Source organism: Halorientalis pallida, assembly GCF_049605515.1.
Classification (GTDB): Archaea; Halobacteriota; Halobacteria; order Halobacteriales; family Haloarculaceae; genus Halorientalis; species Halorientalis pallida_A.
Map to the genome: position 1 here is coordinate 1,801,408 of NZ_CP187158.1, position 26,227 is coordinate 1,827,634.

Consider the following 26,227-nt stretch of genomic DNA (forward strand, 5'->3'; position numbering starts at 1 on the left):
ACTGGTTTCATACTACTGACTCCGAGAGTCACCGGTATCGAACGGTGGACACGGGCGTCCACACACGCGAGTGGCGATACCATGATTCGAAACACACGAGATCGGGTGGACGGACGACAGGACCGAGCGAGTGGGGTGGGAGAATGACCTCCGGGCTGGTCGCCGCGGTCCTCACCTCGTCGGCAGTGCTACAGCTCACCGGACAGCTCCCGGGGAACGTGGCCGAACTCGTCGGGGCGCTCCCGAACCCGACGACGCCGGTCGGTGTCCTCTTTTACGCCGCCTGGGGCGTGTTCGGCGTCGCCGGCGCGAAGAAACTCGTCGGCCGGTTCCGCTCGGGCAAGGGGCCGGCACCGACGGTGAACCAGGAGGCGAGCCAGGTCAACACCGGCGCGACGACCGTCGGCTCGGAGTCCGGCGGCGCGAACGGCCACGGCAAGTCCGGCTTCGGGCAGTCGGTCGCGTTCACCCTCCCCGCCTTCCTGCCCGTCTCGAAGGGCATCCGGGAGGTGACGACCAACGAGGTCCACGCGCTGGAACTGGGGGCCATCGTCGGGTTCGTCACCGTCTGGTTGCTCCACATCGGTCGGCGCGACGCCGGGTTCGGGCTGGCGCTGGTGTTCGTCGGCGGCTCGCTGGGCTACAAGCGCTACAAGTCCAAGGCGTTCAAGACCATCCGGATGGAGCCGTGGTACGCGCTCATGGCCTTCGCCGCCGGCGGTGGTGTCGCCGCGCTGGTTTTCGACCCCGCGCTCCTCACGCAGTTCCTGTGATGGTCGTCGACGACCTCGTCCGCACCGTCGGCCTCGACGCGCTCGCGCCGCCGTTGCAGGTGCTGGTCGCCACCGTCGGCGTCGGCCTGAGCGTGAAAGTCGGCGCGCTCGCGCTCTGGCAGCGGACCGACGACCTGTTCGCGCCGACGACGTACCTGAAGGTCTGCACGCTACTGGCCGCCTCGGCAGTCGTCGTCGTGGTCGGCGTCCGCCGCGGCGTCTTCCAGGGCCCGGTCGGCGTCGGCGCACAGACGGTGTACGCGCTGGTGCTGGCGAAGGTCGTCGAGCAGACGTACGTCCTCCTGCGGCACTGAGTCAGCGCTGACCGCCGCTCGTGTCCTCGCCGTCGCCCTGGCCGCGCTGACTCTCGTTCTCGCCCCGTCGCTCCTGTCCGGTGGTTCCACCGCCGCCGTTCGTCAGGTCGGCGTCGGGGCTGGGCCAGGCCTTGTAGAAGACGTACGGGCGGGTACCGGCGTCGTCGGTCGCGCCGGTTCCCACGTCGGTCACGGCCACCTGGAACCCGCTGTCGGTGAAGCCGGTGATCGTGAGTTCGTCGCGGCCGACGATTCGGCCGCCGTCGGCCAGCGAGCGGACGGCGGCGGCGACGCCGTCGTGGCGCGGTCCGGTGTGTGGTTCGTACGTCGAGCGCTCGGGATCGGTGGCGTCGTTGAGGACGTACTGGCGGATGCCGTAACTCCCCTCGCGGCCGCCGATGGCGGTGCCGTGGGACCAGCCGAAGCCCAGCGGCGAGGCCGGCGTCAGTTCGTCGGTGTTGAGGGAACCGACCCCCAGCGTCGTGAACTCGATCAGGCGCGGCTCGAAGCCGAGATCGACCGAGAGCAGGTCGTTGGTTCCGGATTCGGGCAACTGGAAGTAGCCGACGGTCGGCCGGCGGCCGCCGGTGTCGACGGCGACGTAGGTGACCAGTTTCGACTCGACGGAGCCGACTTTCGCCGGCCCGCTGTAGACCGTCTCGTATTCGAGGTCGATGCTCTCGCCCAGACTCGTCACTTCGGCGGTCGTCCGCCCGCGGATCTCCCCCTCGTAGGCGTACAGGAGGTGCAGGGCGCGGTCGTCGAAGGCGGCCTGTGCCGTGCCGCCCGGCCCCGAAGGCTCGACGGTGACGTTGCGGACCAGCTGGCCCGGGTTCGCCCGGCCGACGACCTCGCCGTGGGAGAACCCGATGGGGAGGTCGGTCATCCGCCGGTTGTCGACCGTGCCGAGCGTGTTCGTCGCCGTGAGCGTGACGTGATCGGCGTCGACCGAGAGCGGGATGGACTGGGAGCCGGGGAACTCCGGCGTCCGGAAGTGGCCGATCTCGACCTCGCTCCCCTCGCCGAAGGCGAACGCCTGGTAGTGGACGACGTACTGGTCGCCCGCCCGGTCCCCGCGCAGCCCCTCCACGTCGACGGTCATCTCGAACCCGTCGTCGGTGATCCCCGTCACCTGCCCCGCCACGCGCTCGGGCGGCGCGTCGTTGTGTACGTCGAGTTCCAGCGCGTGGCCGTCCGAGGACGCGCCCATCGCCGCGTCGAGGTTCCCCGCGTCGTCGGTCAGCGAGACGACCGTCTGCGGGATCGACCCGTCCGCGCCCCGCACCGCCCGGCCGTGGCTCCAGCCGTCCGAGCGGTCCGATTCGCCGTCGTCGGTCGAGCGCACGTTCGTCGTCGCGGCGAAAGTGAGCAGGTCCGGTTCGAACCCGAGGCCCGACACCGTCACCGGCCCCGATTCGGGCGGCGTGAGGAAGGTCCCGGTCTCGAACCGCGCGGCCTTCGAAGACGGCGGCACCGTCGGCGGCTTCGGCGGCGCGCCCTTGCCGCCACCGCCACCACCGCCGCCTGACGGGTAGAGGTAGTACCCCAGTCCGCCCAGCCCCGCCAGGGCGAGCAGGCCGCCGACGATCGGGGCCGCCTCGTCCGGGACTTCGGGGACGAAGCCGCCGGGGTCGTTCTCGTCGGTGGTCACCGTCGGCGTCTCCGCGCCGCCGGGCGTCCGCTCAGCACCGGGCGTCCCGTCGAATCCGCCGGGCGTCTCCGCGAAGTCGTCGGGTTCGGTGGTCCGGGGGAACCGCTCGGTGATCCGCGTCTCCGTGCCGGGGTCCCGGACCGTGATCGTCCCGCACTCGACCACGTCGGAGCCGCCCTCGTTGGTGCCGCGAGCGAGGACGGTGTACTCGCCAGCCGTGTCGTAGGCGACGGTAATCACGAAGTCGTCCTCGTCCGTTCGCTCGTAGCGCTCGTCGCCGTCCACGTCGAACTCGACGGTCGTCGGGCCGTCGGAGCCGGAGGCGTCGACGGTCGTCGACTCGCCGACCGTGATCGTGGTCTCCTCGACGGTACAGACCGTGGTCGGCGGCGGCAGGCGCTCGCCGACGGACACGTCGCGCGAGGTCACGTCCCGGGCCCCGTCGTCGTCGATGACGGTCACCGACGGGACGTAACTGCCCGCCGCATCGTAGCTGTACTCGGCCTGTGGCGAGGTCGTGGTGCGGTCGTCGACGTTGTCCCCGTCGAAGTCCCACTCGTAGGTCTCGATGGTCCCGTCGGGGTCCGACGAGCCCGAGGCGTCGAAGGTGACCGACTCGCCGGCCCGCGGGTTCGACGGCCGAACGTCGAGGACGGCGTCGGGCGACTGGTTGCTCGTGACGGTCACGGTCCCACAGGCCGCTTCGTCCGTGCGGTCGCCGTTCCTGACCCGGACCGACACCTCGTAGGTGCCGGCTTCCTCGTAGACGTGGCTCTGTTCCAGCGTCTCCCGGCCGGTGTACTCGTCGGACCCGTCGCCGTCCACGTCGAAATCCGCCACGGAGGCGTTCTCCGAGGCGGTCGCGTCGATAGTGATCGACTCGCCGACCCGGGCCGAGTCGGTTTCGAGGGCACAGCGGGCCGTCGGCTCGCGGGTCCCGACGAAGAAGTCGACGGTCGTCGTTGCCGACCCGCCGTGCTCGTCCTCGACGCGGAGGGTGACCGTCTTCGAACCGCGGGTGTCGTAGGTGTGGGTGACCTGTGACGGCGTCTCGGTGATCTCCTCGTAGCTCCCGTCGTCGTCCCAGTCGTACTCCCAGGTGAAGATGTCGTCCCCGTCGGGATCGGTCGTCTCGGCGGGGTCGAACGTCATCCGTTCGCCGACGGCCGGGCTCGACGGGGTGTAGGAGAGCCGCGGGTTCGGGTCCTCGTTGGGGTCGATGGTCAGCGTCCCACAGGTCGCGGTGTCCGTCGCGCCCGAGGAGGCGTTCCTGACCCGGACGGCCGGCTCGTAGGTGCCGGTCTCGTCGTAGGTGAACGTGAAGTAGGCCCGGTCGTACGTGTCGGTGTCGAGCGTCCCGTCGCCCTGTTTGTCCCAGCGGTAGCTGTCGGCGTCCTCGGCCTCGTAGGCGGTGAGCGTGATATCCGAGCCCGGCGGCGCTTCCGTGTCCGAGAGCGTACAGCTCGCGGTCGGCTGGGCGGTCTGGAACGTCGCGTTCGCGGCCCCCGCGTCCGCGACCGGCTGGCTGGCGGCACCGCTGGCGACCCCGACGGTCCCCATCCCCGCCAGCGCGAGCAGGGCCAGTATCGCCGACAGCGCCGGACGGCGGGACGAGCGGTCGTCGGTCGTGGATCGGAGTCCGTGCATGTGTGCGGTGGCGGAAGCGACATCGCGCTTCCGCGGCTGTCCGGTGGGTCGTCGTGTCCTTCACCGGACCAGTCGATGAATCAACAATCCCAGTCGTGCCTCATAAATATTCACTGCATACACCCCGGAAACTTACCCCCGGCGACCGGGCGCGGATGGAGCGCTCGACGGGGTTGTTTAAGTCCTCACGTCCCCGGGGCCAGCCGACTCGGAGTCACAGAACCACCGGATAGCGGCCGGACGTTCGACCGTTCGAGCGGGCGAGTAAAACCATCTAGAGACGGGCTATTTATACACGTCACGAGATGGGAACGCTATGACACGAGCTGTCAGGAGCGCGACCGACGTGGCGCGACCGCCGCCAGCGTGTCACGCGGTCGGGGTGACACGGTGACGCCGCCGTCGCGGGACGGGTCACGGAGTGGTCGCGGCGATGGCTGACCAGGAGCTGTTCGGGCAGTTCGCCGACGACGAGGACGAGACCGAGGACACGACGCGGGGTGGCATCCATCCGGTCAGCAAGTCGGAGGCCAGGACCTACGTCGAGGGGTCACAGCTGGACTGGGACGACCTCGAGGACAAGGTCACCGGGTACGAGAGCTGGCTCGGGAGTACGATGCGGTACGCCCTCTCGCTGTCGGGGCTGGACGCTATCGCCATCGAATTCTCGGTCTCGGGCGGTGGCGGCGCGGTGATCGGCGGCGAGGCGGCGACCGGCGTCTCGGTTCTCTTTCCGCTCTGGTCGGAGTACGAGCCGGAGCCCGACGAGAAACACCCGATCGAGGACGCGCCACACTGGTATCTGTTCACCAGCGTCGGCGTCGACGTGGGCGGCACGCTCGGGGGGAGTGCCGGCGTCGACGCACAGGTCGTCTTCGCCGACCACTGGGGCGGCGCGGAACACATCTCCCGGCAGAGCTGGGGCGGCGGCGTCGTCTCCGTCGACGTAGAGGGGACCGCGGCGCTCGGCGCGGGTGCCCAGCTCGACGTGACGGCCTACTTCACCAGCGCGACGGACTTCGAGAAACCCGAGTACGGCATCCTGACGTGGGACGTGCCGGACCGGGGCTGGCACGGAGCGGGCGTCGGGGCCGGCCTCGCGACGGGTGCCCAGATCGAACTCAGCGGCGGCGTCACGATCACGTCGGCCTGTGAGGACATCATCGACTTCGGCAATCCGGCGGTCCGGAAGGCCATGCGCCAGTCGGGCGAGGACATCCCGGAACTGGATCACTACCGGCGACCGGACAAGGGGCCCGGCTTCATCCACGCACTCATCGAGGGGCTGAGCGACCTATGACAGCGACAGGAACCAGCGGCCGACCGACGCGAGGGGGACAGGGCGATGAGTAACGGCTCCGACGGCGAGAGCAACGAGAAAAACTCCGAGGCCCAGGCCATCGTCGAACTCCTGAAGGTGGTCGAACCGGTCGTCAGCGCGACCAAACGCGGCCCACTGGGAATCGCCATGTTGCTCGACGACATGGGCGTCAGCGAGGAGTTGATCGGCCAGGACGCCGCGAAGCTCTACGAGACCGTCGAGAGCGACGTGACGACCAACGGAGCCAAGATCGAGAAGGCCATCACCACCATCGTCAGTCAGGTCCAGTCGGTCCCGGACATCGACGGCATCGAGGACCTGGACGAGGTGGACTGGGCGAAGGTCTACGAGGAACTCGACCCCCAGGATCTGCTGAAAAGTCTCAAGAGCATCGTCAGTTCCGTCAAGGCCATCTACGGGACCGTCCAGATGCTCCAGGAGATCGACGTGCAGGACCCGGACATGGGGACGCTGGGTGATCAGGTGTTCGACTACCTCATCGTCAACTATCTGGAGACCCACCACGGGGAGCTGTACGGTTTCCTGAAGACCTTCGGCGTCATCACCTCCCGGAAGGGCGACCACGGGAACCCCGAGAACATCGACCTCGGCGCGGTCGTCGAGGCCGTCGAGGACCCCAACGACATCCCCAAGGACCTGTTCAACTGGGCGAAGCAGAACGAACCCTTCCTGGCGACGCTCCTGCTCCAGCGGTTGCTCCAGACGTTCTGGGGGACACACGTCCCGGCGAAGCTCTCGAAGGCCGGCGAGGACACGCTGGCCGGCGCGACCCACAAGTCACAGAGTGAGATCGCGAACCTCCAGCCCGGCGACACGCAAAACAGCGACGCGATGGACGGCTGGGGCCAGAAACTCATGCTCCCGCTGTTCGGCGCGTCCTACGACGGCGGACAGTTCGAGACGGGGCTGAAGCTCGTCCCGCTCCCGCCCAAAGAGGGGCAGTTCCTCCCCGGGGTCGCCGTCGTGACCTACGGCCAGCTCGACTCCGATATGTCCGGCAAACTCGGCGACGAGTGGAGGGCTTCCGTCGAAGGGGACGGCCACCTCGCCAACCGCGGGGTCGCGATCAACCCCGGGATCGACAGCGGGCTGAACTTCACATTCGTCAACACCGAGGGGAGTAGCGCGGGGACGCCGGGCGGCAAGTCCGAGGATCAACTGGTGTTCACCGCCGACCTCGAATACGTCGGGAGCGGCGAGAGCGCCCAGGCCTCGACCGGCGGGTCGGGCGACCGGATGCAGAAACCCATCGTGGGGACGGTCGTCGGCAAGATCAGCATGGACGGGCTGACCGTCTCCTCGCGGTTCGAGTACGCCAACGACCGGTTCCAGTTCGTGGCGGAGTTCACGACGACCGGGATCATCTCCGTCGACCCGAAAGGGGGCTTTCTGGACAAGGTCATCCCGAAACCCATCGAGTACGACTTCGAGGTGACGCTGGGCTGGTCCACGAAACAGGGCTTCTACCTCCAGAACGGCGGGACGCTGATGATCTCGCTGGCCGACAACATCCCGCTGGGGCCGCTCCAGATCAAGGAGACGTTCCTCGGGCTGGATCTGGGCGAACTCGGCGGCGGGGGTGGTGACGGTCCCAGCGCCCCCACCCTGCCGACCGTCTTCAGTGCCACGCCGAAACTCGACATCGGCTTCCTGACCGCGGAGGTCATGCGGACCGGCATCAAGGCGGACCTCTCGGTCCCGGGCGGCACGGACGGGAACCTCGGCCCCGCGAACCTCGATCTCGGGTTCAAGCCACCGCAGGGACTGGCCCTGTCGGTCGACGCGGGGCCAGTCAGCGGCGGCGGCATGCTCCGGTTCTTCCCGGAGCAACACCGCTACTCCGGTGCCCTGCAACTGTCGGTCGGCCCGCTGTCGCTGACGGCCATCGGCCTGCTGAAGACGAAACTGCCCGGCGGTGGCGACGGCTACTCGTTTCTCCTGCTCATCACCGCCGAGTTCCCGCCGGTCCAGCTGGGCTTTGGCTTCACGCTCAACGGCGTCGGCGGCCTGTTCGGCCTCCACCGCGGGATGAAGACCGACGTGCTTGGCAAGAAGGTCCGGACGGGCAACGTCGATTCGGTCCTGTTCCCCGAGAACGTGATCGAGAACGCCCAGCAGATCGTCTCGGACCTGCGTGCGATCTTCCCGCCCAAGAAGGACGTCCACGTCGTCGGCCCGATGGTCAAGATGGGGTGGGGGTCGCCCACCCTGCTGACGATGGAGGTCGGCGTGATCCTCGAACTCCCGACGTTCGAGATCGCCATCGTCGGCGCGTTCCACCTGAACCTGCCCGACGAGGACGCGCCGCTGATCACGATCAACCTCGCGGTGCTGGGCGTGCTCGACATCCCCGACGAGCGCATGGCCGTCACTGCGAGCCTCTACGACTCCCGGATCGTCATGTGGACGGTCTCGGGCGACATGGCGATGCGGCTCCGGTGGGGCGACGACGGGAAGTTCATGCTCTCGGTCGGCGGCTTCCACCCCCGGTACGAACCGCCGAAGGGCTTCCCGGAACTCGACCGCGTGAAGGCGAGTCTGGGCGCACCCAGCGGCAACCCACGGATCGAGCTCAAGGGGTACCTCGCGACGACGCCAAACACCTTCCAGGTCGGCGCTGGGGTCTACCTCCACGCCGAGGCCGGGCCGGCGACGGTCGACGGGGCGCTGGCGTTCGACGCGCTGTTCGAGTTCGATCCGTTCGGGTTCGTCATCGACTTCCTGGCGAAACTGAAAGTCCAGATCAAGGGCCACGGTCTCAGCATCAAGGTCGACGGGACGATGATGGGGCCCGGTCCGATGCGGATCAAGGGCACCGTCAAGATCGAGATTCTGTTCATCTCGGTCAAAACGAAGGTCGACGTGAAACTGGGGTCGGGCGGCGAGAAAGAGAAACTCCCGCGGGCGACGGTGATGCCGAAACTGACGACCGAACTCGGCAAGTCCGCCAACTGGGCTGCGCAGGTCCCCGACAGCGCCGACTCGCTGGTGACGATCCGGGACGGACTCGGTAGCGACTCCGAGAGCGAGAGCGGGGGGCAGAGCCAGAGCGAGGGTCAGAGCCAGAGCGAGGAAGGGAGCGACGAGGTGCTGGCCCACCCGCTGGGTGGCATCGACGTGCGCCAGACGGTCGTGCCGTTGCAGTCCCGCATCGAGAAGTTCGGGAACATGGTGCCACGGGACTACGAGGAGTTCCGCATCGCGGACGTGCGGGTCGACGGCACGTCGCTGGACACCGACGCGAAGCGCGAGCGGTTCGCGCCCGCGAAGTACAAGCGGATGAAAGACAGCGAGAAGCTGAACAGTCCCTCCTTCGTCGAGCGCGAGGCGGGCCGGGCCGCCGGCAGTGACGCGTGTTACTTCGCCGGGAACGACGAAGCGACGAGCGGTCGGGCGCAGGAACTCCGGCGGACGACGAAACTGGAGTACGAAACGTCGGTCGTCGACGAGCAGGAGGAGCAACACGCCGCGCCGCTGTCGTCGCTGGGGCGGTTCTCGGGCGTCCGTCCCGAGCGGGCCCGCTTCGGGATTCCGCTGGTCGAGGTGCCGAAACTGCTGGACGAGACGGCGCTGGCCCGGAACGACCTCCGGCAGGAGTTCGCCACGCCCGAGGCCGACGTGTACGGGCTCCCGGGCGGGAAGGTCATCGGCGAGCGGGCCGACCGGACCCTGCCCGACGGGACCGTCGAGGTGGTCCAGCCGACGGAGACGGTCAGCGGTGGGGGCGGTGACAGCACCGTCGCCGGCGGTGGACAGGACGGCACGATGAGCGACGACGGATCGGGTGTCGATGCCGTCGGCGGGAAAGCGGTCGACGAACGGGTGGTCCTCGGCGAGAGCGCCGTGGCCGAACAGGGTGAACTGTTGCGCGAACAGGGTGCGGGCGTCATCAATCTCGGAGGGTCTCGATGAGCGGCAACGATCAGTCAGGACTGGGTACGCACTACGAATTCGTCCCGAGCGTTCGGGCGGGGTATCGACCGAGCCAGCGGTACGGCACGGAACCACTGCAGCGGCCGGCCTTCGGCGTCGACCTCACTGTGGAGGGCAAACAGAAGGGCGGCGACTGGGAGGGGGCCGACGACCAGCCCTCGACGGACATCCGGCTGTACGGGCCGGGCGACGTGGCGGGCATCGACGAGCGACAGGTGGTCCGGGTCGAACCCGAACCCGACACGTCGACCATGCCGCCGAACTACTTCCCCCTCGTCGAGTTCGACCGGGTGGACCTCCCGTGGCTGTTCAGTCCCGAGCGAGCCAACCCGGACGACGACGCGAAGGTCAGGCCGTGGATGGCGCTGGTCGTCGTCGAGAAGGCGAACGAGGCCGTCAGCGTCGAGGCCGACGGTCGCAAGCCCCTCCCCGCGCTGTCGGTGCCACAGAACGAACTCCCGCCCGTCGCGGAGGTCTGGGCGTGGGCCCACGTCCAGGTGACGGGCAAGCTCACCGACCAGGAGCTGGCGGCGGCGTTCACCGGTCCGTCGGATCAGGCCGTCGCGCGACTGCTCTGTCCCCGCAACCTCGATCCGAACACGCGGTACGTCGCCGCCGTCGTCCCGACCTTCGAGCCGGGGCGGCGCGTCGGCCTCGGCAAGCAACCGTACGAGAGCGACGCCGAACAACCGACGGTCAAGCCCGCCTGGGACGCCGAGACGGAGTCGACGACGACACTGCCGATCTACCACCAGTGGGAGTTCGCGACCGCCAACGAAGGCGACTTCGAGTCGCTGGCGCGCAAGCTCGAACCGCGCCAGCTCTCGGAGGCCGGCGTCGGGAAACGCGAGGTGGACCTGAGCGATCCCGGCCCGCCACAGCTGGAAGACAAGGACAGCACCTTCGAGGTCGGCGGCGCGCTGATGTCGCCGGGACTGGACCAGCAACCCCTGGCGACCGAGAAGCGCGAGACGATGCGGCGACTGCTCAACGACCCCGACAGCACCGACACCGACGGGAGCGAGGAGTCGGAGAGCGACCCGCAGGCAGACCTCCCCGTGGTCGGTCCACCGATCTACGGGCAGTGGTACCTGCCCGGCGACGCGGGCTGGGGGCTGGACGACGGACGGCCGACGCCGCCGGACGTGCCGACGGCCGGTCCGTACGTCGACGCCTGGCTCCGCGAACTCAACGTCGACCCGCGCTGGCGCATCCCCGCCGGCTACGGGACCGAAGTGATCCAGGAGAACCAGGAGCGACTGATGGAGGCCGCCTGGGAGAAGTTCGGCGACCTGGAACTGGCAAACGAGCGGACTGGACGGAGCCAACTGGGCGACCTCGCCGGCTCGAACGTCCGCGACCGGTTCCAGCGGGCCGGCGATCACCTCGTCGGCGTCGACAGTCGCATCCGGGACCTCGAAGACCTCCACCGCGAGATCACCGCCGCCGGCCGCCTCCGCGACGAGGGCGCGCTGGGCGACCACGATCCGGACCCGGCGGTCGGCGAGGCGGTCGACCAGGGCGGGGACCTCCGGAGGAGGCTGGGCGAGCAACAGTTCGCAGACGCGCTCGCACGTCAGGGGAAACTCGCCGTGAGCGAGGAGACGAAGTCGATCACGTCGACGCGGGGCCAGCGGAAACTGAACGAACTGCGACTGGGCGCGAGCGGCGGGCCGATGCGGGGCGACGGCGGGGGCGCACTCGGCGCGGCCAGCGGCGCGCTCGCGGACCCCGACGTACTGAACCGGGCGACGAAACTCGCCTCGCCGACCTTCCGGCGACTCACCCGGTCGAAGGGCAAACTCGACAAGGGGGTGTCGACGGACGCGAAGAAGGCGACCGCCACCGAACGGATGGGCGAGTCGTTCAGTTTCGACACGGAGCGAAAGCTCGGCGGACGGTTCGCGCGTGTGAGCGACACCCTCCCCGAGCGGGAGGGGGCGAGCGAGGCCAGCGTCGAGACGGCGGAATCGGCGGCGGAGACGACGGAAGCGGTGGAGACGACCGCGGCCGGGACCACGAAGGAAGCCACGGAACCGGCGTCGACGGACGGCGAGTCCGCCGACGAACCGACCGACTGGCGGCTCGGCCCGCAGGGGCAGGTGCTGTCGCTGTCCGAGGCCGTCGAGGAACTCGACGGGAAGGCGGCGACGGTCCCGAAGGCACTGCTGGCCGTCGAGAGTACGCGGGAGCACTGCACCACGGCACGCCAGCGACTCGACGACCTCGATTCGGCGCTGGCGGATAGCGAGACGGAGTTCTCGACCGCAGCAGTCGCGGCAGTGACCGAGCGGCCGACCGTCGAGGACCACTGTGACGCGATCAAGCGCAACACGTTCGACACGCTGGACCGGCAGTTCCGGAAACTGCTGGCGGCCGACCCGCCGGCGCTGTCGTCGGACTTCACGACCGAGGCCAAGACGGCCGAACTGGAGGGTATCCGCAAGGCTCACGGCCGACTCGCCGCCGCCGCGGAGTACGTCACCGACGCCATCACGTCGGGGTCGGACGAGCCGGCGGCCGTCCGCGAGAAGATCGACGAGGCGCTGGCGGCCATCGACGACATCGAGGACGGACTGGACGCCCTCGCTGGCGCGGTCGACAGCGGAATTCCGCCAAGTGCGACGCGGACGCAGGCGATGTCGACCGAGGTGTCGGCGATACAGGAGGCGGAGGGCACGGCCGAGCAGGTTGCGAGTTCGGCCGGGACGAGCGCAGCGGTCGATCAGCGACGGATACTGGAGGAGTTCACGGCGGTCCAGAAAGAGACCCTGCTCTCCGGGACCAGCCAGTATCCGGGACTGCTCGACGCCGGGTCCTGGGCGAAACAGCGGGCGGCGTGGGACATCCACCCCGGCATGACGGACCGGGAGGTGGAACTCGGGCCGATCCTGGCCGCGCCGGAGTTCGAGCAACCGATGTACAGGTGGCTGAAGGCGCTCGACCAGCAGTACCTCCTGCCGGGGGTCGGGAAGATCCCCAAGAATACCGTCGGGGCGCTCCAGACCAACTCGGAGTTCGTCGAGTCGTTCATGTGCGGACTGAACCACGAGATGGCTCGCGAACTCCGGTGGCGGCGGTACCCGACCGACCGGCGAGGCACCTACTTCCGCCAGTTCTGGAAGTACCTCGGCAAAGAGCAGAAAGACGTGACGAAGCTCCACACCTGGGGCGACTCGGCGCTGGGGGAGAACCGCGCGGCGGGCATCCAGGACGACCGGGTGGTCCTGCTGATCCGTGGCGACCTCCTGCGGGCGTACCCGAACACGCGCATCTACGCCGTGAAAGCCGTCAAGGAGGACAAAGGCGAGGGCGACGACACCGAGTGGGACCGGGTTCCCCTGCTCTCCTCGCTCCGGGCCCAGGCCGTCGAGGAGATCGAGGACGACGACATCGGCGAGGACGAGCGCGTGCTGGGCGAGTACTCGAAATCGGAACTGAACCAGTCGGCCTGGGACCCCAAGGAACCGGTGTTCAGCGGCACACTCGACCCCGACATCACGTTCTTCGGGTTCGACCTGACGACCACAGAAGCGGAGGGCGGCACCATCGCGGAGGGGACCGACGACGAAGATCTGGGGTGGTTCTTCGTCCTCGAAGAACGGGTCGGGGAGACGCGATTCGGCTACGACGTGGCGAGCCGCGGCGACTACGGATCGAAACCGTACGGTATCGACTACGGCCCCGAGGGGAACCGCTCGACGAACACCATGGGCGAGGACGCACACGGCGAGGGGGCCGAGAAGGGCTGGAACGGGCTCTCGTGGGGCCACCTCGTCGAGAGCGAAGACGCCCTCGAAGGCAAGAAGTACGTGAACGTAACCGGGGACGCGCCGGCGGGCGGGAACGACGCGCCGTGGGCGGTCACCGAGGGCACGGAGTGGAACGAGGTGAACGACGACGAATGGCACCACGACGACGCGGCCGAGTGGGGGAAAAACTCGGCGCACATGGCACGCATCGCCTGGCAACTACCGGTTCGGATCTGCATCCACGGGGACGACATCCTCCCGGAGATGTCCGGGGGCGGCGGTCGCTACAGGATCGCCGCCGACCTGCCGGAGGTGACGCTCGATGAGTGAGGGTCCCCGCGAGACGGTCGAACGGCTCCGGACGGAACTCGGGCGGGCACAGGCCGAGATCACGCGTGCGGCGGCGGTGTCGTCCCTGCTGGAGACGCGTGCGGATCGCGTTCGCCGCGGGAGCGACGCCGGCGACGCCGACCGGGTCGCGACCGCGTTCGGACGGTTCCTCCGCGGCGAGAACCGGCCGGACACGCTCGCGTATCTGACCGGGAACTACGTCGAGACCGACGGCGAGTACGGGTCTGCGCTGGACGCTCCACGCTCGCCGACGACGAGCGCGGTCGACGGGTTCGTCCGCGACCTTCGGACCTACGTCGAGGGCGGGGCCGTCGATCCGGCGGCGCTGACCGACGACTTCGGGGCGCTCGTGACCGACGGCACCGCCGAGGACTGCGAGGCGCTGGTCGACCTTTTCGAACACGTCGTCGCCGCGGCGCGTGGCTACCGCGACGACCGGAAGACGAAGCTGAACGGGCCCGACACCGACGGCCAGTCCGGTGGGGCCGGGAAGCTCCAGGCCCTGCTGGACGGCCTGGACGACGACCTCGCGCCGTTCGCGGACGAGCCAATCGCCATGCTCCCGGTGCGGCTGGAGACGCGCTTCGTCTATCCGAACGACGACTCGCCGCGTGCGGACCAACTGGACGGGACGGCGGCGACCCTGCTCGATCACAACCGGACGGACCCGGCCGAACAGGAGTTACGGGTGCGGGTCTATCCCGACCAGATCCACGTCGACACCCACGAGGACGAACTCACGGTACAGGAAGAACAGTGGGGGCGAAACTTCTGGGCGCAGGTGTGGTTCGCCTGTCAGCCGCCGACCACGACCGTCCACACCGTCGACGGCCAGCCCACACAGGCCCCGGTCCACGACTACGCCCGGGAGAAGGTCCCCGCGGACCTGCGACCGATGCTCGACGACCTGAGCGAGAACTGGCAGGAGCGATTTTCGACGGAGGACGAAGCCTTCTACCGCGACATCAAGGAACGCGCCTGGAACCAGGTGGTCGAGCGGTTCGGCCGCGAGCGCGGCGCGTACGTGGTCCACGCGACGGCACCGAAATCCCACGCTCAGGCGATGCTGACCGGCTACGCCGAGGGCGGGAACCCCTTCGACATCCCGGGCACGGTGTCGGGACCGCCGGCCACCGACGACGGCAACGGCACCGAGGACACCGGCTCGGACGAGCGGGTCCCGCCACTCGAATTCCCCGAGGTCGACCTCCGGTCCGGATCGTGGTCACAGCCGCCCGTCGCGAGTCTGCTCCCCGACCGCTGGATCGCGGTCGGGCGCTGGCGGGGCGCGGACGACGAGGAAGGTGACACGACGACGGTGACGGTGACGGGCGACGCCATCCAGCAGCCGCTCCCGGTCGGGCCCAGTCCCGAACGGGTCGGCAGCGAGACCCTGGAGGAGACGCCCGGCGACGCCCCGCCGGGGATGGAGTGGATGACCGACTGGCCGGCCGCGGAGAGGGCGGGCATGGGGCTGACGATCACCAGCGATGACCTGAACGGGACGAACCCCGGCGAGGCGGTCTTCGAGGAACTGATCGTCGTCGGCGTCCGGGCGTCCCAGTCCGGCGACGCTACCACCGACGCCCTCGCATCGCTGTTCGAGGCCCACCACTACACCGACGGGCTGGAACTGCTGGAGCGCGGGACGCCCTCGAACAACAGCGAGGCGGGCGACGCCGGCTACACGCCGAAAGACGACCCGGCCGAATCCGTCGACGAGGAGTGTGGCCCCCTCCGCACGGAGTTCGGCGACTTCAGCGACGGCGACCTGCTGGCCCGCGCGCTCGGCATCGCCGCTCCCGGCGAGGGGATGGATCACGTCTTCGCTCACGTCGAGGGCGCGGACGGCCGCTCGCAGGCCGACGCTCGCCACATGAACTCGTTGCTGTGGTCGGGCACCATCGGCTACTCCCTCCGAAACCTGCTGATCGACAATCGCTGGACCAACCGCGACAGCATCTGGAAGGGTCGATCCGGTTCGGAGCAGGGGACGGCGAAGTCGTTCCCCCACCGGAACCCGGCGACGGAACTCGGGGAGACGCTCAAAGAAGTCGACGCCTGGCGGCGACACTTCGTCAGATACGTCCGCGCGGGCGGCCCCTTCCCGCCGCTCCGGGTCGGAACCGTTCCCTACGGAATCCTCCCCGCGCAGACACTGCCCGAGGAGCCCGGGGACAGCCCCCTGCTCGGCACGGAGAATCTGGCCGACAAGATCGACGAGCGACAGCAGTTCGAGCGGGTCGACGATCGGATCCGGACGCCCGAGGGGCAGTTCCGGCTCGACACGAGCAAGGTCAGGCTCTCGGAGAAGGTGACCGGCGGGTCGTCCGGCCCATCGGAGGGTGGCGGGGCCGTCGACCCCGCTGACTCCGAGGGGTCGGTCGACGCGGACGTGTCGACCCCCGAGGAGTCCGTCGAGACGACCGCCGACGAGACCGGCACGACCACTGACACGACCGAGACGGCCGCCGGAGAGACGGCGGCCGACACCGGCGGAACGACGAGTCCGTCGGTCGGCGAGGTGAGTTCGTCGGGCTACTCGGTGACGATGCCCGAGAGTACGACGCAGGTCGAGCAGGACCTCTACGGGTCGAGTTTCGATCCGGCGACGCCGACACGAACGAAATCGATCTCGACCGGTTTCAAACTCCCCGACGGCGGGTCGGGCGTCGCGACGCGGACGCGCCAGCGAGCCTTCAGGACCGACGACGAGTTCCCCGGGCGGCTGGCGACCTGGCTCGGCAAGCTGACCGACGCCTGGGACGACGGCGCGGAGAACGTCGAGCGGGTCGGCGGGCCCTCGGTCGGGTCGGACGTGGTCGAGCGCATCCTCGGCCGGGAGGCCAACGCCGACGACTTCGTGCGGGAGGTGCTGGAGGGGTACGACGCACTGCTGACGGACCCGGACATCGACGAGGCCAAGGCCGAGCGCCTGACCGAGGAGACCAGAGCGCGGGTCCGGCAGATGCTGATCGACAACGACATGCAGTCGCTCGATCCGCGGATCGCGTGGATGCATCCGCCGGTGCGGTCGCTGTTCGACGAGGACACGCGCGGCGAGCGGTTACAGTTGTCCGGCGACCGGCCGGTGTCGGACGTGACCGACGGCCGCGAGTCGGACTACCTGCGCTACCTGTACCACGAGCCGTTCGGCTTCCTCCGGGACATGGGGCTTCCCGTCGGACTCGACGCCATCTCGTTCGACCGCGAGCGCGTCAAGGAGATCCTTGGCTGGGGCGACGAGATCGACGTACTGAGCGACCGCCAGCTGTTCATGCACGTCTGGCTCACCGAGCCCGAACACGGGAAGTTCAGCGAGATCGCCGCCTACGCCGGCGACACGCCGATCACCTACGAGGCCTCCAGCGAGGAAGCCAACGTCTACCGCGACAAGCGATACAACCTCTACCGGACGGGCGGCGCGAGCCTGCAGAACACGCTGTTCAAGCAGATCACCCGCTTCTCGGTCCTCCAGGGCTACGTCGGCGGCCGGATCCGCCTGGGGCTGAAGTGGGACGACCTGGACCTGCCCAGCGACAACGCCTTCCTCTCGCCCGACCGCAACCCGAACGCCCGGTCGGCAGACGAGGTCGAGGAGATCAAAGCAGAGACCGGGAAGGACCACGTCGTCGCTCCCGACTACACCCAGCAACCGGTTCCCGATCCCTCGGTGGTCGACGGCGACACGAGGACCGTCTGGGAGTTCCTGGACGAATCGGTGCCGGCCGAACGGCTCGACCGGTACGACGACAACTACGCTGGGTCGTACGCGAGCGAGTTGTTCGATACCTGTTCGCCCCGGTACGACGAGCCGTCGCTCGATCCCCGGTTGCAGGAGATTCTGGACGCCGCGGCGTACCTCGAAGACCGCGACACGGAGGACCTGGGGCGGCTGTTCACCGAGACGCTGGACCTGGCGAGCCACCGCCTCGACGCGTGGTGGACCTCGCTGGCGACGCGGCGCCTGTTCGAGCACCGCGAGACGCGGGAGACCGACTTCTACGACGGCGCGGAGTTCGCGTTCGTCGGCGACCAGTTCGACCGCGGCGAGGACACCGAGACCCTGCCCGAGCCCGAACCCGAGTCCGACGCCGAAGACGGCGCGCAGTCCAGCACCGGGACGCGGTTCGGCGTCGGCGGGAAGACTCAGTTCGGGTCCGTCGAGAACATCCAGTCGGTCTCGAAGCAGTTCGGAACGTTCTCGTTCGGTGGCTCGACGGGCGAGTCGACGGAGGACGACGACACCGAGACCGACGGCGGGGAGACGGTCGAACAAGCCAGCGAGGAGACGAGCGAGCCGGCGACGGACTCGCCGGTCACCTACGTCGGCGCGTACGGCTACGTCGAGGACCTTCGCTCGGACGCCCTGGCCGACGGAGCCGAGCCCGAGGACGCGGAGTACATTCACGCGCCGTCGCCCCAGCACGCGACGACGGCGGCCGTCCTCCGGAGCGGCCGGAAGAACCACACCGACGAGTCCGGGGACGGCGAGCTGGCCGAACTGCTCGACATCGACCTCTCGCCGGGGCGCGTGCGGGCGGCCCGGCGGATCCTCGACGGCATCCGGCAGGGCCAGATGCTCGGCGACCTGCTCGGCTACCGGTTCGAGCGCCGCCTGCTGGAGCGCAGCAAGGCGTACAACGAGGCCAACGCCGGAACCATCGCACTCCCCCAGTTCAAGTTCACGCTCCGGCGCGCGTTCCCCGGCGTCGAGGGGCAACTCGACCACGGCGAGGGCGAGGACGGCGACGAGCAACTCGACGTGGGAACCGCGGCCGCCGCCAGCGACGTACTCGACGGCTACCGGCTGTTCACGAAGTGGCAGGAGTACGGCGACGACCAGAAAGACCAGTTCTTCCGCGATATTTCCTACGACGGTGAGAACGCGTCGACGCTCGCGGCGGCAACGACGAGCGCCGAGCAGTCGGCGCTCGAGGAAATTCTCGAGGAGATCGAAGCCATCGTCGACGCCACGACGGACCTGCTGATCGCGGAGAACGTCCACCAGCTGGGGAAGGGCAACTTCGCGCGAGCGGGCGGCGGCATCGACGACCTCGTGAAGGGGAAGCCGGTGGCCGATCCGGAGGTGGCCCAGACGCCACGGGACGACGTGGGCGTCACCCACCGACTGGGCGTCGCGTTCGGCGATCCGGCGAACGCGGGCGCGGCGACCGAGTGGACGGCCGACTCGGGCGTCCTCGATCCCGACGGACTCCCGGGCGGGGACGAATCGACGGGGCCGGACGTGTCGCTGTCGTTGCAGACGCGTCCCGAGGCGGAGCCGAACCTGAACGCCTGGCTCGACGACCTGTTGCCCGCGCCCGACCGGATCTCCTGCCGGGCGGCCCTGGAGTGGGACGAGACCAGAGCGGCCGCCAGCGGGACCTTCGTGACGCCGACCAGCGAGGGCATCGTCTCCGTCGCGGACCTGGACTTCCAGCCGGATCTCGTCGTGCTGGGACTCGCCCACGGCGTCCCGAAGGGCGGCGCAGATGGTGCGGCGAGCCACTACGGCGTCACCAACGGCGTCGCCGTGCGCACGCCGAGCAGTGCCGACCAGTGTTCGACCAGCGTGGCGACCGACCTGACGGGCTCGGACGCGGGCGGCGTGGTCGACGAGGACCACGCGCTCCACGCGCACCTCCACGAGGGCGACGGCGATCACGGTCGACTCCGCGGTGCCGTCCGCTTCACCGACGACGGGTTCGAGGTGACTTTCGACGACGTGGCGACGCGCGGGCCCGCCGCGGACGGACTGGTCGTCACCTACCGCGCGTTCGCGCTGTCGAACCCCGACAACGTCGAGGTCGGCACGTTCACGACCCCCGACGGGACCGGGAGCGACTCGATCTCGCTGGGCGTGGACGCCGAGCAGGTGCGCCTGTTCGGGACCACGCTGGCGACGAAGACGGGCGGGACGGTCACCACGACCGGCGCGGCGGGCGTCTCGGAGGGGATGGCCGTCGCCCGCGACGGCGTGACCCAGCACGCGGTCGGGACCAGCGTCGACCCGTCGAGCGGCGATCACGTCGCGGGCGTCCGCGACGACCGGGCGCTCCACCTCCCGTTCGCGGCCGGCGGCTCGGTCGCCGGGACGACCAGCGTCGAGGTCACGGGCCTCGGCGAGTCGCTGGATCTGAGCTATACCTCGACGCACGCGGGCGCGGCGAGCGACGCCAGCCGCGTCGTGACCTACGTGGCGCTCGGGAGCGACGACGCGCCGACGCCGGCGGTCGGGACCCTCGACGGCACCCGGGCGGCGGGCGACACGGAGACGATCCGGACGGGCTTCGAGCCGGGACAGGTCGAACTCCTCGCGCTCCCCGGCACCGCGAGCGTCGACAGCGACGGCGCGGTGACGGTCGGCGGCCTCGCGACGGGTGCCGCGACCGGCGTGGGCGACCAGCAGGTGGTCCGCCACGTGGTGCGGGCCGACGGCGAGGAGCCGGTCGGCGTCGGTGCCGAGACGGGCGGCGACGCCATCGAACTCCCCGGACTCACTCCGGATGGAAGCGTCGGCGGCACCGACGCGGTGCGCGTGACTGGCCTCTCGGAGTCGGGGTTCACCCTAACCTATCCGACGGTGGCCGACGGCGATCAGGTCGTCGCCTGGCGGGCCTGGCCCGCCGAGCCCGAGTCGGTGACCCACGTCGCCGAGACCGGCGTCACCCTCTCGGAGCTGGACCTGTCGCCGCTCGACGCGACCTACCTCACCCAGCAGAACCAGAAAGCGGGGGCCTCCCAATTGGAGACCCGGATGGGCTACCACCTCGCACGAAACCCGCCGAGTCACGACCCGCCGGTACCCGACACGGCCACCGTGAATCTGGAGTTCGACGCGACGGCTCCCGACGCCAGCGGCGAGGACCCGCTCTCGGTCGGTGCCTTCCTCGAAGTCGTCGCCGGGCTCCGGGAGGTGATCCAGGAGGGTCGGCCGATGACCGGCGAGGACCTCGGCCACCCCAGCGAGACCGACGGCGCGGGTTACACCGACTACTCGGTCACGGAGTTGCGGGGCCGGGCCGACACGGCACAGGCGCGGCTGGCGGCCGTCCGGCGCGTCCTCGACGACCGGATCGGCCTGCTCGACCCTGCTACGGAGGGCGCACGCTCGATCACCGAACAGGTCGACGACCTGCACGCCAGCGTCCGGACGTTCACCCGCGAGGTGCCCTTCGACGGGCTCGTCTCCGCGGCGGACGGGATCACGGACGCGCTCGCGGCCGACGCCGACGCGCTGGCGACCGCACTGGAAGACCTCCGAAGTCACCTCCCGGCCGGATCGACCGACCGCGAGGCACGTGCGTTCGACGTGGCAGTCGCACCCGCGCCGGAACAGGAGATCGCCGGCGAGGGTCTCGCTCCGAACGCCACGCTCTCGCTGTCGGTCTGGAGTACCTCGAACGCCGAGTGGGTCACGCGGTCGACGCGGGTCGAGACCGACGGGGACGGCGAGTTCGCCGCGACGCTCGACTTCTCGGGCGTCAGACCCGGGACCGGGTTCGTCGCCGTCCTCGGCGACGGGACGAGCGTCGAGCGCGTCCTGGAGGGTGCGGTCCTCGTCCCCGAGGACGCGACGGAGATCGACGCTGCGCCGGGCCAGATCGTCCCCGGCGAGGCCGACGTGAGCGAGGCGACGACACTCGACGTGACCGTCGGCGAGGTCGGCGCGTCGTCGCCGCTCGCGACCACGCAGGTCGACACGGACGCAGTCGGCCGGTTCACGATCACCGTCGACGCCAGCGGACACGCGCCCTGGACCCTGTTCGCGGTCGAGGCGGTCGACGACGGGACGACGGTCCACGAGGGGCTGGCGTCGGTCCGGCCAGACCCCGCGGGGGTCGTCGAGGACAGCGACCTGCTCGCGGCCCTGCTGTGGATCGACGCCCGGGCCGACGCGTTCGAGCCCTTCGGCGACGGCGCGACGGCCGACCTCGACGCCGCCGTCCGCGAGGGGACCGACTGGGGCGCGATCCGTGCCGAGCTGACCACACTGCGGGACCTGAACGGGAAGACCGGGGGCGGCGAGGACGGGACCCCGCCCCAGTCGGCCATCGACGCGGTGGCGGCGCTCGTCGAAGAAGGCGACGAGCCAGCACTGGAGTCGCTGGACCTGACGGCGGTCGATGCGGCAGTCGCGAGCGTCACGGCCGTCGCCGACGCGCTCGGCATCGCCGACTTCTTCGACGTGACCGGCCGCCCCGACCGGAGCGGCGGGACCGACTTCTGGCCGATCCGGCGGGCCATCGAAGACGAGGACGCCCAGGCCCGGCTCTCGTCCCTGCTCGACCACCCTGCCCGGGCCGTCGAGGACGACGTGGCCGGGTTCGCGTTCGCGGCTGAGCTGGAGACCGTCCTCGGCCGGGCGGGAGTGGGCGTCTATCCCGAGGGTGACGACGACGTGGAACGGCTCGCTCGCTACCTCCGGGCGCTCGCGGCCTTCCTGCCGACGGCCGTCGACGATCCCGCACTCGGGGCGCTCGCCGACCCCGAGGCGTTCGTCCGGCACTTCCGGGCGCTCCTGTACGAACCCGACGCGCTCCCGAGCGGGACCGAACGGAGCACGTTCCTCGACGATTTCCGGACGTTCGTCCGCCAGCCGGTACTCGGCGGGATCACGGGGATCGACGACGCCTTCGAGGCGGCCGAGGCCGACCCGCCGTTCTACAACCGCGACCGGCAGTTGCTGGACAGACGGAAGCGAAAGCGAGGCGGCCGCGAGGAGGCGGAACGCGAGCGCGAGGAGCGCGAACTGGAACGCGAGCGCGAGGAATTCGTCGAGGAGGTGACCGCGGCGGCCCGCGACGAGTTCGAGGGGGACGCGCTCGTCTGGACGGACGGTCTCCGGGCGCTCGACCCGAGGGCGACGCCGCCGGGGACGCCGGTGACCGACTGCCGCTTCCTGCTTGAGGGGTTCCGGCGGGCCGTCCTGCCGGCGTATCTCGACGGCCTCGATGCACAGACCCTCCTGCCGAGTACGTCGGCGTCGCGACAGCGGTTCTCGGAGACGGTCACGACCCGGCTCTCGACGCTGGGGCGAGTCGTCGAGGAACAGCGCGGCCACGTCGACGCGGCCCGCGAGGCGGGCGCGTTCCACGACGCGCTCCGGACGGGCGTGCTGGAGACGCTCCGGCGGGCGCTGTTGCGGGCGTCGTACTTCGGCGTCTACGGCAGCGTCCCGCGGTCGCCGACCGGCGGCCAGCCCGACGACGAGACGGTGCTGGTGACCCAGGCCCGGACCGTCAGCGAGGCGGTCGCCGAGCGGTACGAGACGTCGACGGGATACGACCCAGCGACGCGGCCCGACCCGCCAGAGGGCGAGCCGGCGACGAGCGTCGACGAGCAGATCGCCCGGCTGGAGGCCGTCTTCGGCGACGAGTTCCAGGTGTTGCCGACGGTCGAACCGACGAACGGTGCGGAACTCACCGCGACGTTCGGCCGGAGCGACGACCTGCAGGCGGGCGATCCGATGGCCGCGGAGACGTGGTTCCAGCGGGTCGCCCGCGTCCGCGACGAGTCGGCGCGGTTCCGCCGTGGGCTGTCCTACGCCGAGGCGGTCACCGGCGAGCGCCACCGCGACCTGCAGGTCGGGCAACTCCCCCACCGGCAGGGCGAGCGCTGGGTCGGTCTCGACGGCCAGGACCCCGAACCCGGCCGGCTGTCACTGGTGATGCAACACGCGGCCGACTTCGACGGCGACTACGGCCGCGTCGCGGGGCTGTTCGTGGACGAACTCGTCGAGAACGTCCCGGGCGAGACCGAGACGACCGGCGTCGCGCTCAACTACGACGACCCCGACGCGATGGCCCCCAACAGCATCCTGCTCGCGCTCCCGCCGGCGGAGGGTGGCTGGACGACCGACCATCTGGTGGACGTGGTGACCGACACGATGGAACTGGCGCGCTACCGGATGGTCGATCTGGAGGACATCGACGAGTTCGGGACGCTCCTGCCTCTGCTCAGCTTCCCGCGCAACGACCGGCTCCGGCCGGACGCCCCGTCGGTCGATGTCGACCGGATTCGGACCTTCCAGGCGGCCCGGCCGGAGTGGAGTACGCAGGTGAAACTGCCCAAAATCACGCTGAACGCGCAGTTGTACACCGGAAACGGCGAGCAGGGAGGTGACGGCCAGTGAACCCCTACGGCGACGAGTCGATCACGGAGTGGCACCGGCTCTCCCCGACGACGCGCAACGAGGGGACGACCGAGGGACTGCGCGCGAAGGTGGCCGATCCGCTCTGGTTGCTCGGCCGGCAGTGGCAGGTGGGCGAACTCGCCGGCGAGGACGCCGGGTCGCCCGTCAAGGTCGAGTGCTGGCACGAACACGATCCGCTGACGCGGGTCGACCTCGACCCCGAGAGCGAGGCCGCGACCGCCCGCGACTACGACGTGACGAGCGACGGCCCCCTCGAAACGATGGTCGAACGCGAGGCAGTGCTGGACGACGGCCCGGGACGGGAGACGGCGGTCGAGACCGGCCGGAACTTCCTCGCCCGGCTGGACGCGCAGGGCGTTCAGATCGACGATCGCGGGGTGCGGGCCGACGACTTCGCCGACGACCTGCTGGTCGAGTCGGCCGACGGGCCGCTGGACGCGGGCGGCGAGCGATTCCTGTCCGTCGTCGGCGGCCGCACGCTCGACGGCGTGACCCTCTACGAGCGACTGACCGCGAGCGGAGACCTCGCGGGGGCGAGCGACTGGCACTCGGTCTCCTGGGGCACCGTCGACCACGCCTATCCCGGATCGGGGTCGGTGCCGGACGGATACAAGCAGGCCGCGAAGGCGTACGTCGACTGGTACGCCGACCTCTACGACGAACCCGGCGAGGAACGAGCCTGGAACCGCGACCGTATGGAGTACGAGTTCGCCGTGGCGACCGGTTCGGGCGGCGACGAGACCGCCTTCGCGGCCGACGAGTACGAGGGCGGCCGCCTCGACTGGGACGCGTTCAGCGTCGATCCCGACCGCACGCTCGCCCCCGACAGCGGCCAAGCCGACGCACAGACCGACCGACAGACCGCTTCCGGGGCCGGGACCGGCGTCACGACCGCCGTGAGCGACGAACTGCCGCTCGACGGGCTCGGGATCGACCGAGACGAACCGGACCTGACCATGGTTCCCTCGAAGGTATCGTTCCCGGGGATGCCGTCCGCGCGCTGGTGGGAGTTCGAGGACGGCAACGTGAACCTCGACACGATGCAGGTGGGGCCGGGCGAGGTCGGCAAACTCCTGCTGGCGGAGTTCGCCACGCTGTACGGCAACGACTGGTTCTCCCTGCCAGTCGACGTGCCGGTGGGGTCGCTGACCCGGATCGAACACCTGCTGGTCACGGACACGTTCGGGCAGGTCACGGCGGTCGATCCGGTGACGCCGGCCGGCGAGACGACGACCGCCGAGGAGACCGATCGGAGCGAGGAGGCCGACGAGGGGAACTACGGCGGCGCGGTGGCGAGAAGCGGCGGGTGGAACGTCTTCATGCACCCGGACCTGCCCGACCACGACCGGCCCGGGCTGTTCTACCCGCCGGTCCTCGGCGCGAACCACGCGAGCGACCCCGTCGAGCGCGTGCTGTTCGCCCGCGACGAGATGGCCAACATGGCCTTCGGCATCGAACTGATCACGGAGGACGCCGTGGGCGACCCGCTGAAGTGGCGCGAGTACACGCCGGCGACGCTGGCGGTCGATATGGTCCAGACGGCGTCGACGGCCGGCGACGAACGGGTCCGCTTCACCAACCCCGGCGAGGGGACCGTCGACGTTGGCGGGTGGACCGTCGAGAGCGACACCGGCGAGACCTACACGTTCCCGACGGACACCGGCGACACCACGCTCGACGGGACCGAGTCGCTCACGCTGTACACCGGGCAGGGCACCGACGCCGAACCCGGCGCGCTGTTCTGGGGGAAGGCCAGCCCGGTCTGGGGGGAGAGCAGCGAGTTGACGATCAGGAACCGGGATGGGACCATCGTCAGGAACACGTTCATCGGCGATCCCGCGAACCCCGACCTGCCCGACTACCGGCTGGTCAGCGACGTGGCGGACTACTGGTTCCCGCTCCGGATGGAACCCACCGGCGCGACCAGCGACTTCACCATCGGCGACCTGCGGTTCGAGCTGGCGCGTCTGCTGGACGCGGACCCCGGCGTCGCCGAACCACACGGGGAGATCCTCCATCACGAGGTCAGCCTGCACGACGAGGAGTTGACGCGGGCCGGGCTGGAGGTGACCCGCAGGTATCAGTACGCGCGCTGGATCGGCGGCACCACTCACCTCTGGAGCGGTCGTCACGCGACCATCGGCCGCGGCGAGGGGCAGAGCGGCCTCCGCTACGACTACCTCGCGGACCCCGACCCCGACCAGGCCGAAGGTCGGTGACAGACCCGTTCGACGGGCGTCACCCGTGGCAGGCGCGGTCGGACACGGAAATCAGGTCGTGATTTCCACCAAAGTATTTTATTACA

8 protein-coding genes are annotated in these 26,227 nt (G+C 69.9%); 7 read left to right on the forward strand and 1 reads right to left on the reverse strand.

The genetic code is table 11. The features are described 5' to 3' along the window. Window positions 1-143 precede the first annotated feature (143 nt). Complete coding sequence (locus tag ACOZ4N_RS10840; RefSeq protein ID WP_424016399.1) at window positions 144-773, forward strand: hypothetical protein; 630 nt, start codon at window positions 144-146, stop codon at window positions 771-773. Continuing rightward, on the forward strand, window positions 773-1,087 hold the full coding sequence (locus ACOZ4N_RS10845) for a hypothetical protein (protein WP_424016400.1): 315 nt from the start codon (window positions 773-775) through the stop codon (window positions 1,085-1,087). Before ACOZ4N_RS10840 ends, ACOZ4N_RS10845 begins: the two co-directional genes overlap by 1 nt. A gap of 1 nt (window position 1,088) precedes the next feature. On the opposite strand, the gene ACOZ4N_RS10850 is transcribed toward ACOZ4N_RS10845, so the two are convergent. Further along, complete coding sequence (locus tag ACOZ4N_RS10850) at window positions 1,089-4,385, reverse strand: PKD domain-containing protein (protein WP_424016401.1); 3,297 nt, start codon at window positions 4,383-4,385, stop codon at window positions 1,089-1,091. A gap of 433 nt (window positions 4,386-4,818) precedes the next feature. On the opposite strand from ACOZ4N_RS10850, the gene ACOZ4N_RS10855 reads away from it, so the two are divergent. The 5 genes from ACOZ4N_RS10855 to ACOZ4N_RS10875 are packed head-to-tail and all read left to right on the forward strand — an operon-like array spanning window position 4,819 to window position 26,141. Then, entirely contained in the window at window positions 4,819-5,685 is an 867-nt protein-coding gene (locus ACOZ4N_RS10855; protein WP_424016402.1) for a hypothetical protein, read from the forward strand. A 45-nt stretch (window positions 5,686-5,730) separates the two neighbouring features. Beyond that, window positions 5,731-9,639 carry a DUF6603 domain-containing protein gene (locus ACOZ4N_RS10860; protein WP_424016403.1) on the forward strand — a complete coding sequence of 1,303 codons (3,909 nt, stop codon included), beginning with the start codon at window positions 5,731-5,733 and terminating at the stop codon, window positions 9,637-9,639. Next, complete coding sequence (locus ACOZ4N_RS10865) at window positions 9,636-13,742, forward strand: hypothetical protein (protein ID WP_424016404.1); 4,107 nt, start codon at window positions 9,636-9,638, stop codon at window positions 13,740-13,742. Before ACOZ4N_RS10860 ends, ACOZ4N_RS10865 begins: the two co-directional genes overlap by 4 nt. Then, entirely contained in the window at window positions 13,735-23,901 is a 10,167-nt protein-coding gene (locus ACOZ4N_RS10870; RefSeq protein ID WP_424016405.1) for a hypothetical protein, read from the forward strand. The genes ACOZ4N_RS10865 and ACOZ4N_RS10870 overlap by 8 nt, the downstream gene beginning before the upstream one ends. Further along, a complete protein-coding gene (locus ACOZ4N_RS10875) occupies window positions 23,898-26,141 on the forward strand; it encodes a lamin tail domain-containing protein (protein ID WP_424016406.1) in 2,244 nt (747 codons plus the stop codon). The genes ACOZ4N_RS10870 and ACOZ4N_RS10875 overlap by 4 nt, the downstream gene beginning before the upstream one ends. Window positions 26,142-26,227: the final 86 nt, after the last annotated feature.

Excerpts from the sequence above, each read along its gene's own strand:
- ACOZ4N_RS10840 (WP_424016399.1), top strand. The coding sequence starts at position 144 with ATGACCTCCGGGCTGGTCGCCGCGGTCCTCACCTCGTCGGCAGTGCTA.
- ACOZ4N_RS10850 (WP_424016401.1), bottom strand. The coding sequence starts at position 4,385 with ATGCACGGACTCCGATCCACGACCGACGACCGCTCGTCCCGCCGTCCG.
- ACOZ4N_RS10845 (WP_424016400.1), top strand. The coding sequence starts at position 773 with ATGGTCGTCGACGACCTCGTCCGCACCGTCGGCCTCGACGCGCTCGCG.
- ACOZ4N_RS10855 (WP_424016402.1), top strand. The coding sequence starts at position 4,819 with ATGGCTGACCAGGAGCTGTTCGGGCAGTTCGCCGACGACGAGGACGAG.
- ACOZ4N_RS10870 (WP_424016405.1), top strand. The coding sequence starts at position 13,735 with ATGAGTGAGGGTCCCCGCGAGACGGTCGAACGGCTCCGGACGGAACTC.
- ACOZ4N_RS10865 (WP_424016404.1), top strand. The coding sequence starts at position 9,636 with ATGAGCGGCAACGATCAGTCAGGACTGGGTACGCACTACGAATTCGTC.
- ACOZ4N_RS10860 (WP_424016403.1), top strand. The coding sequence starts at position 5,731 with ATGAGTAACGGCTCCGACGGCGAGAGCAACGAGAAAAACTCCGAGGCC.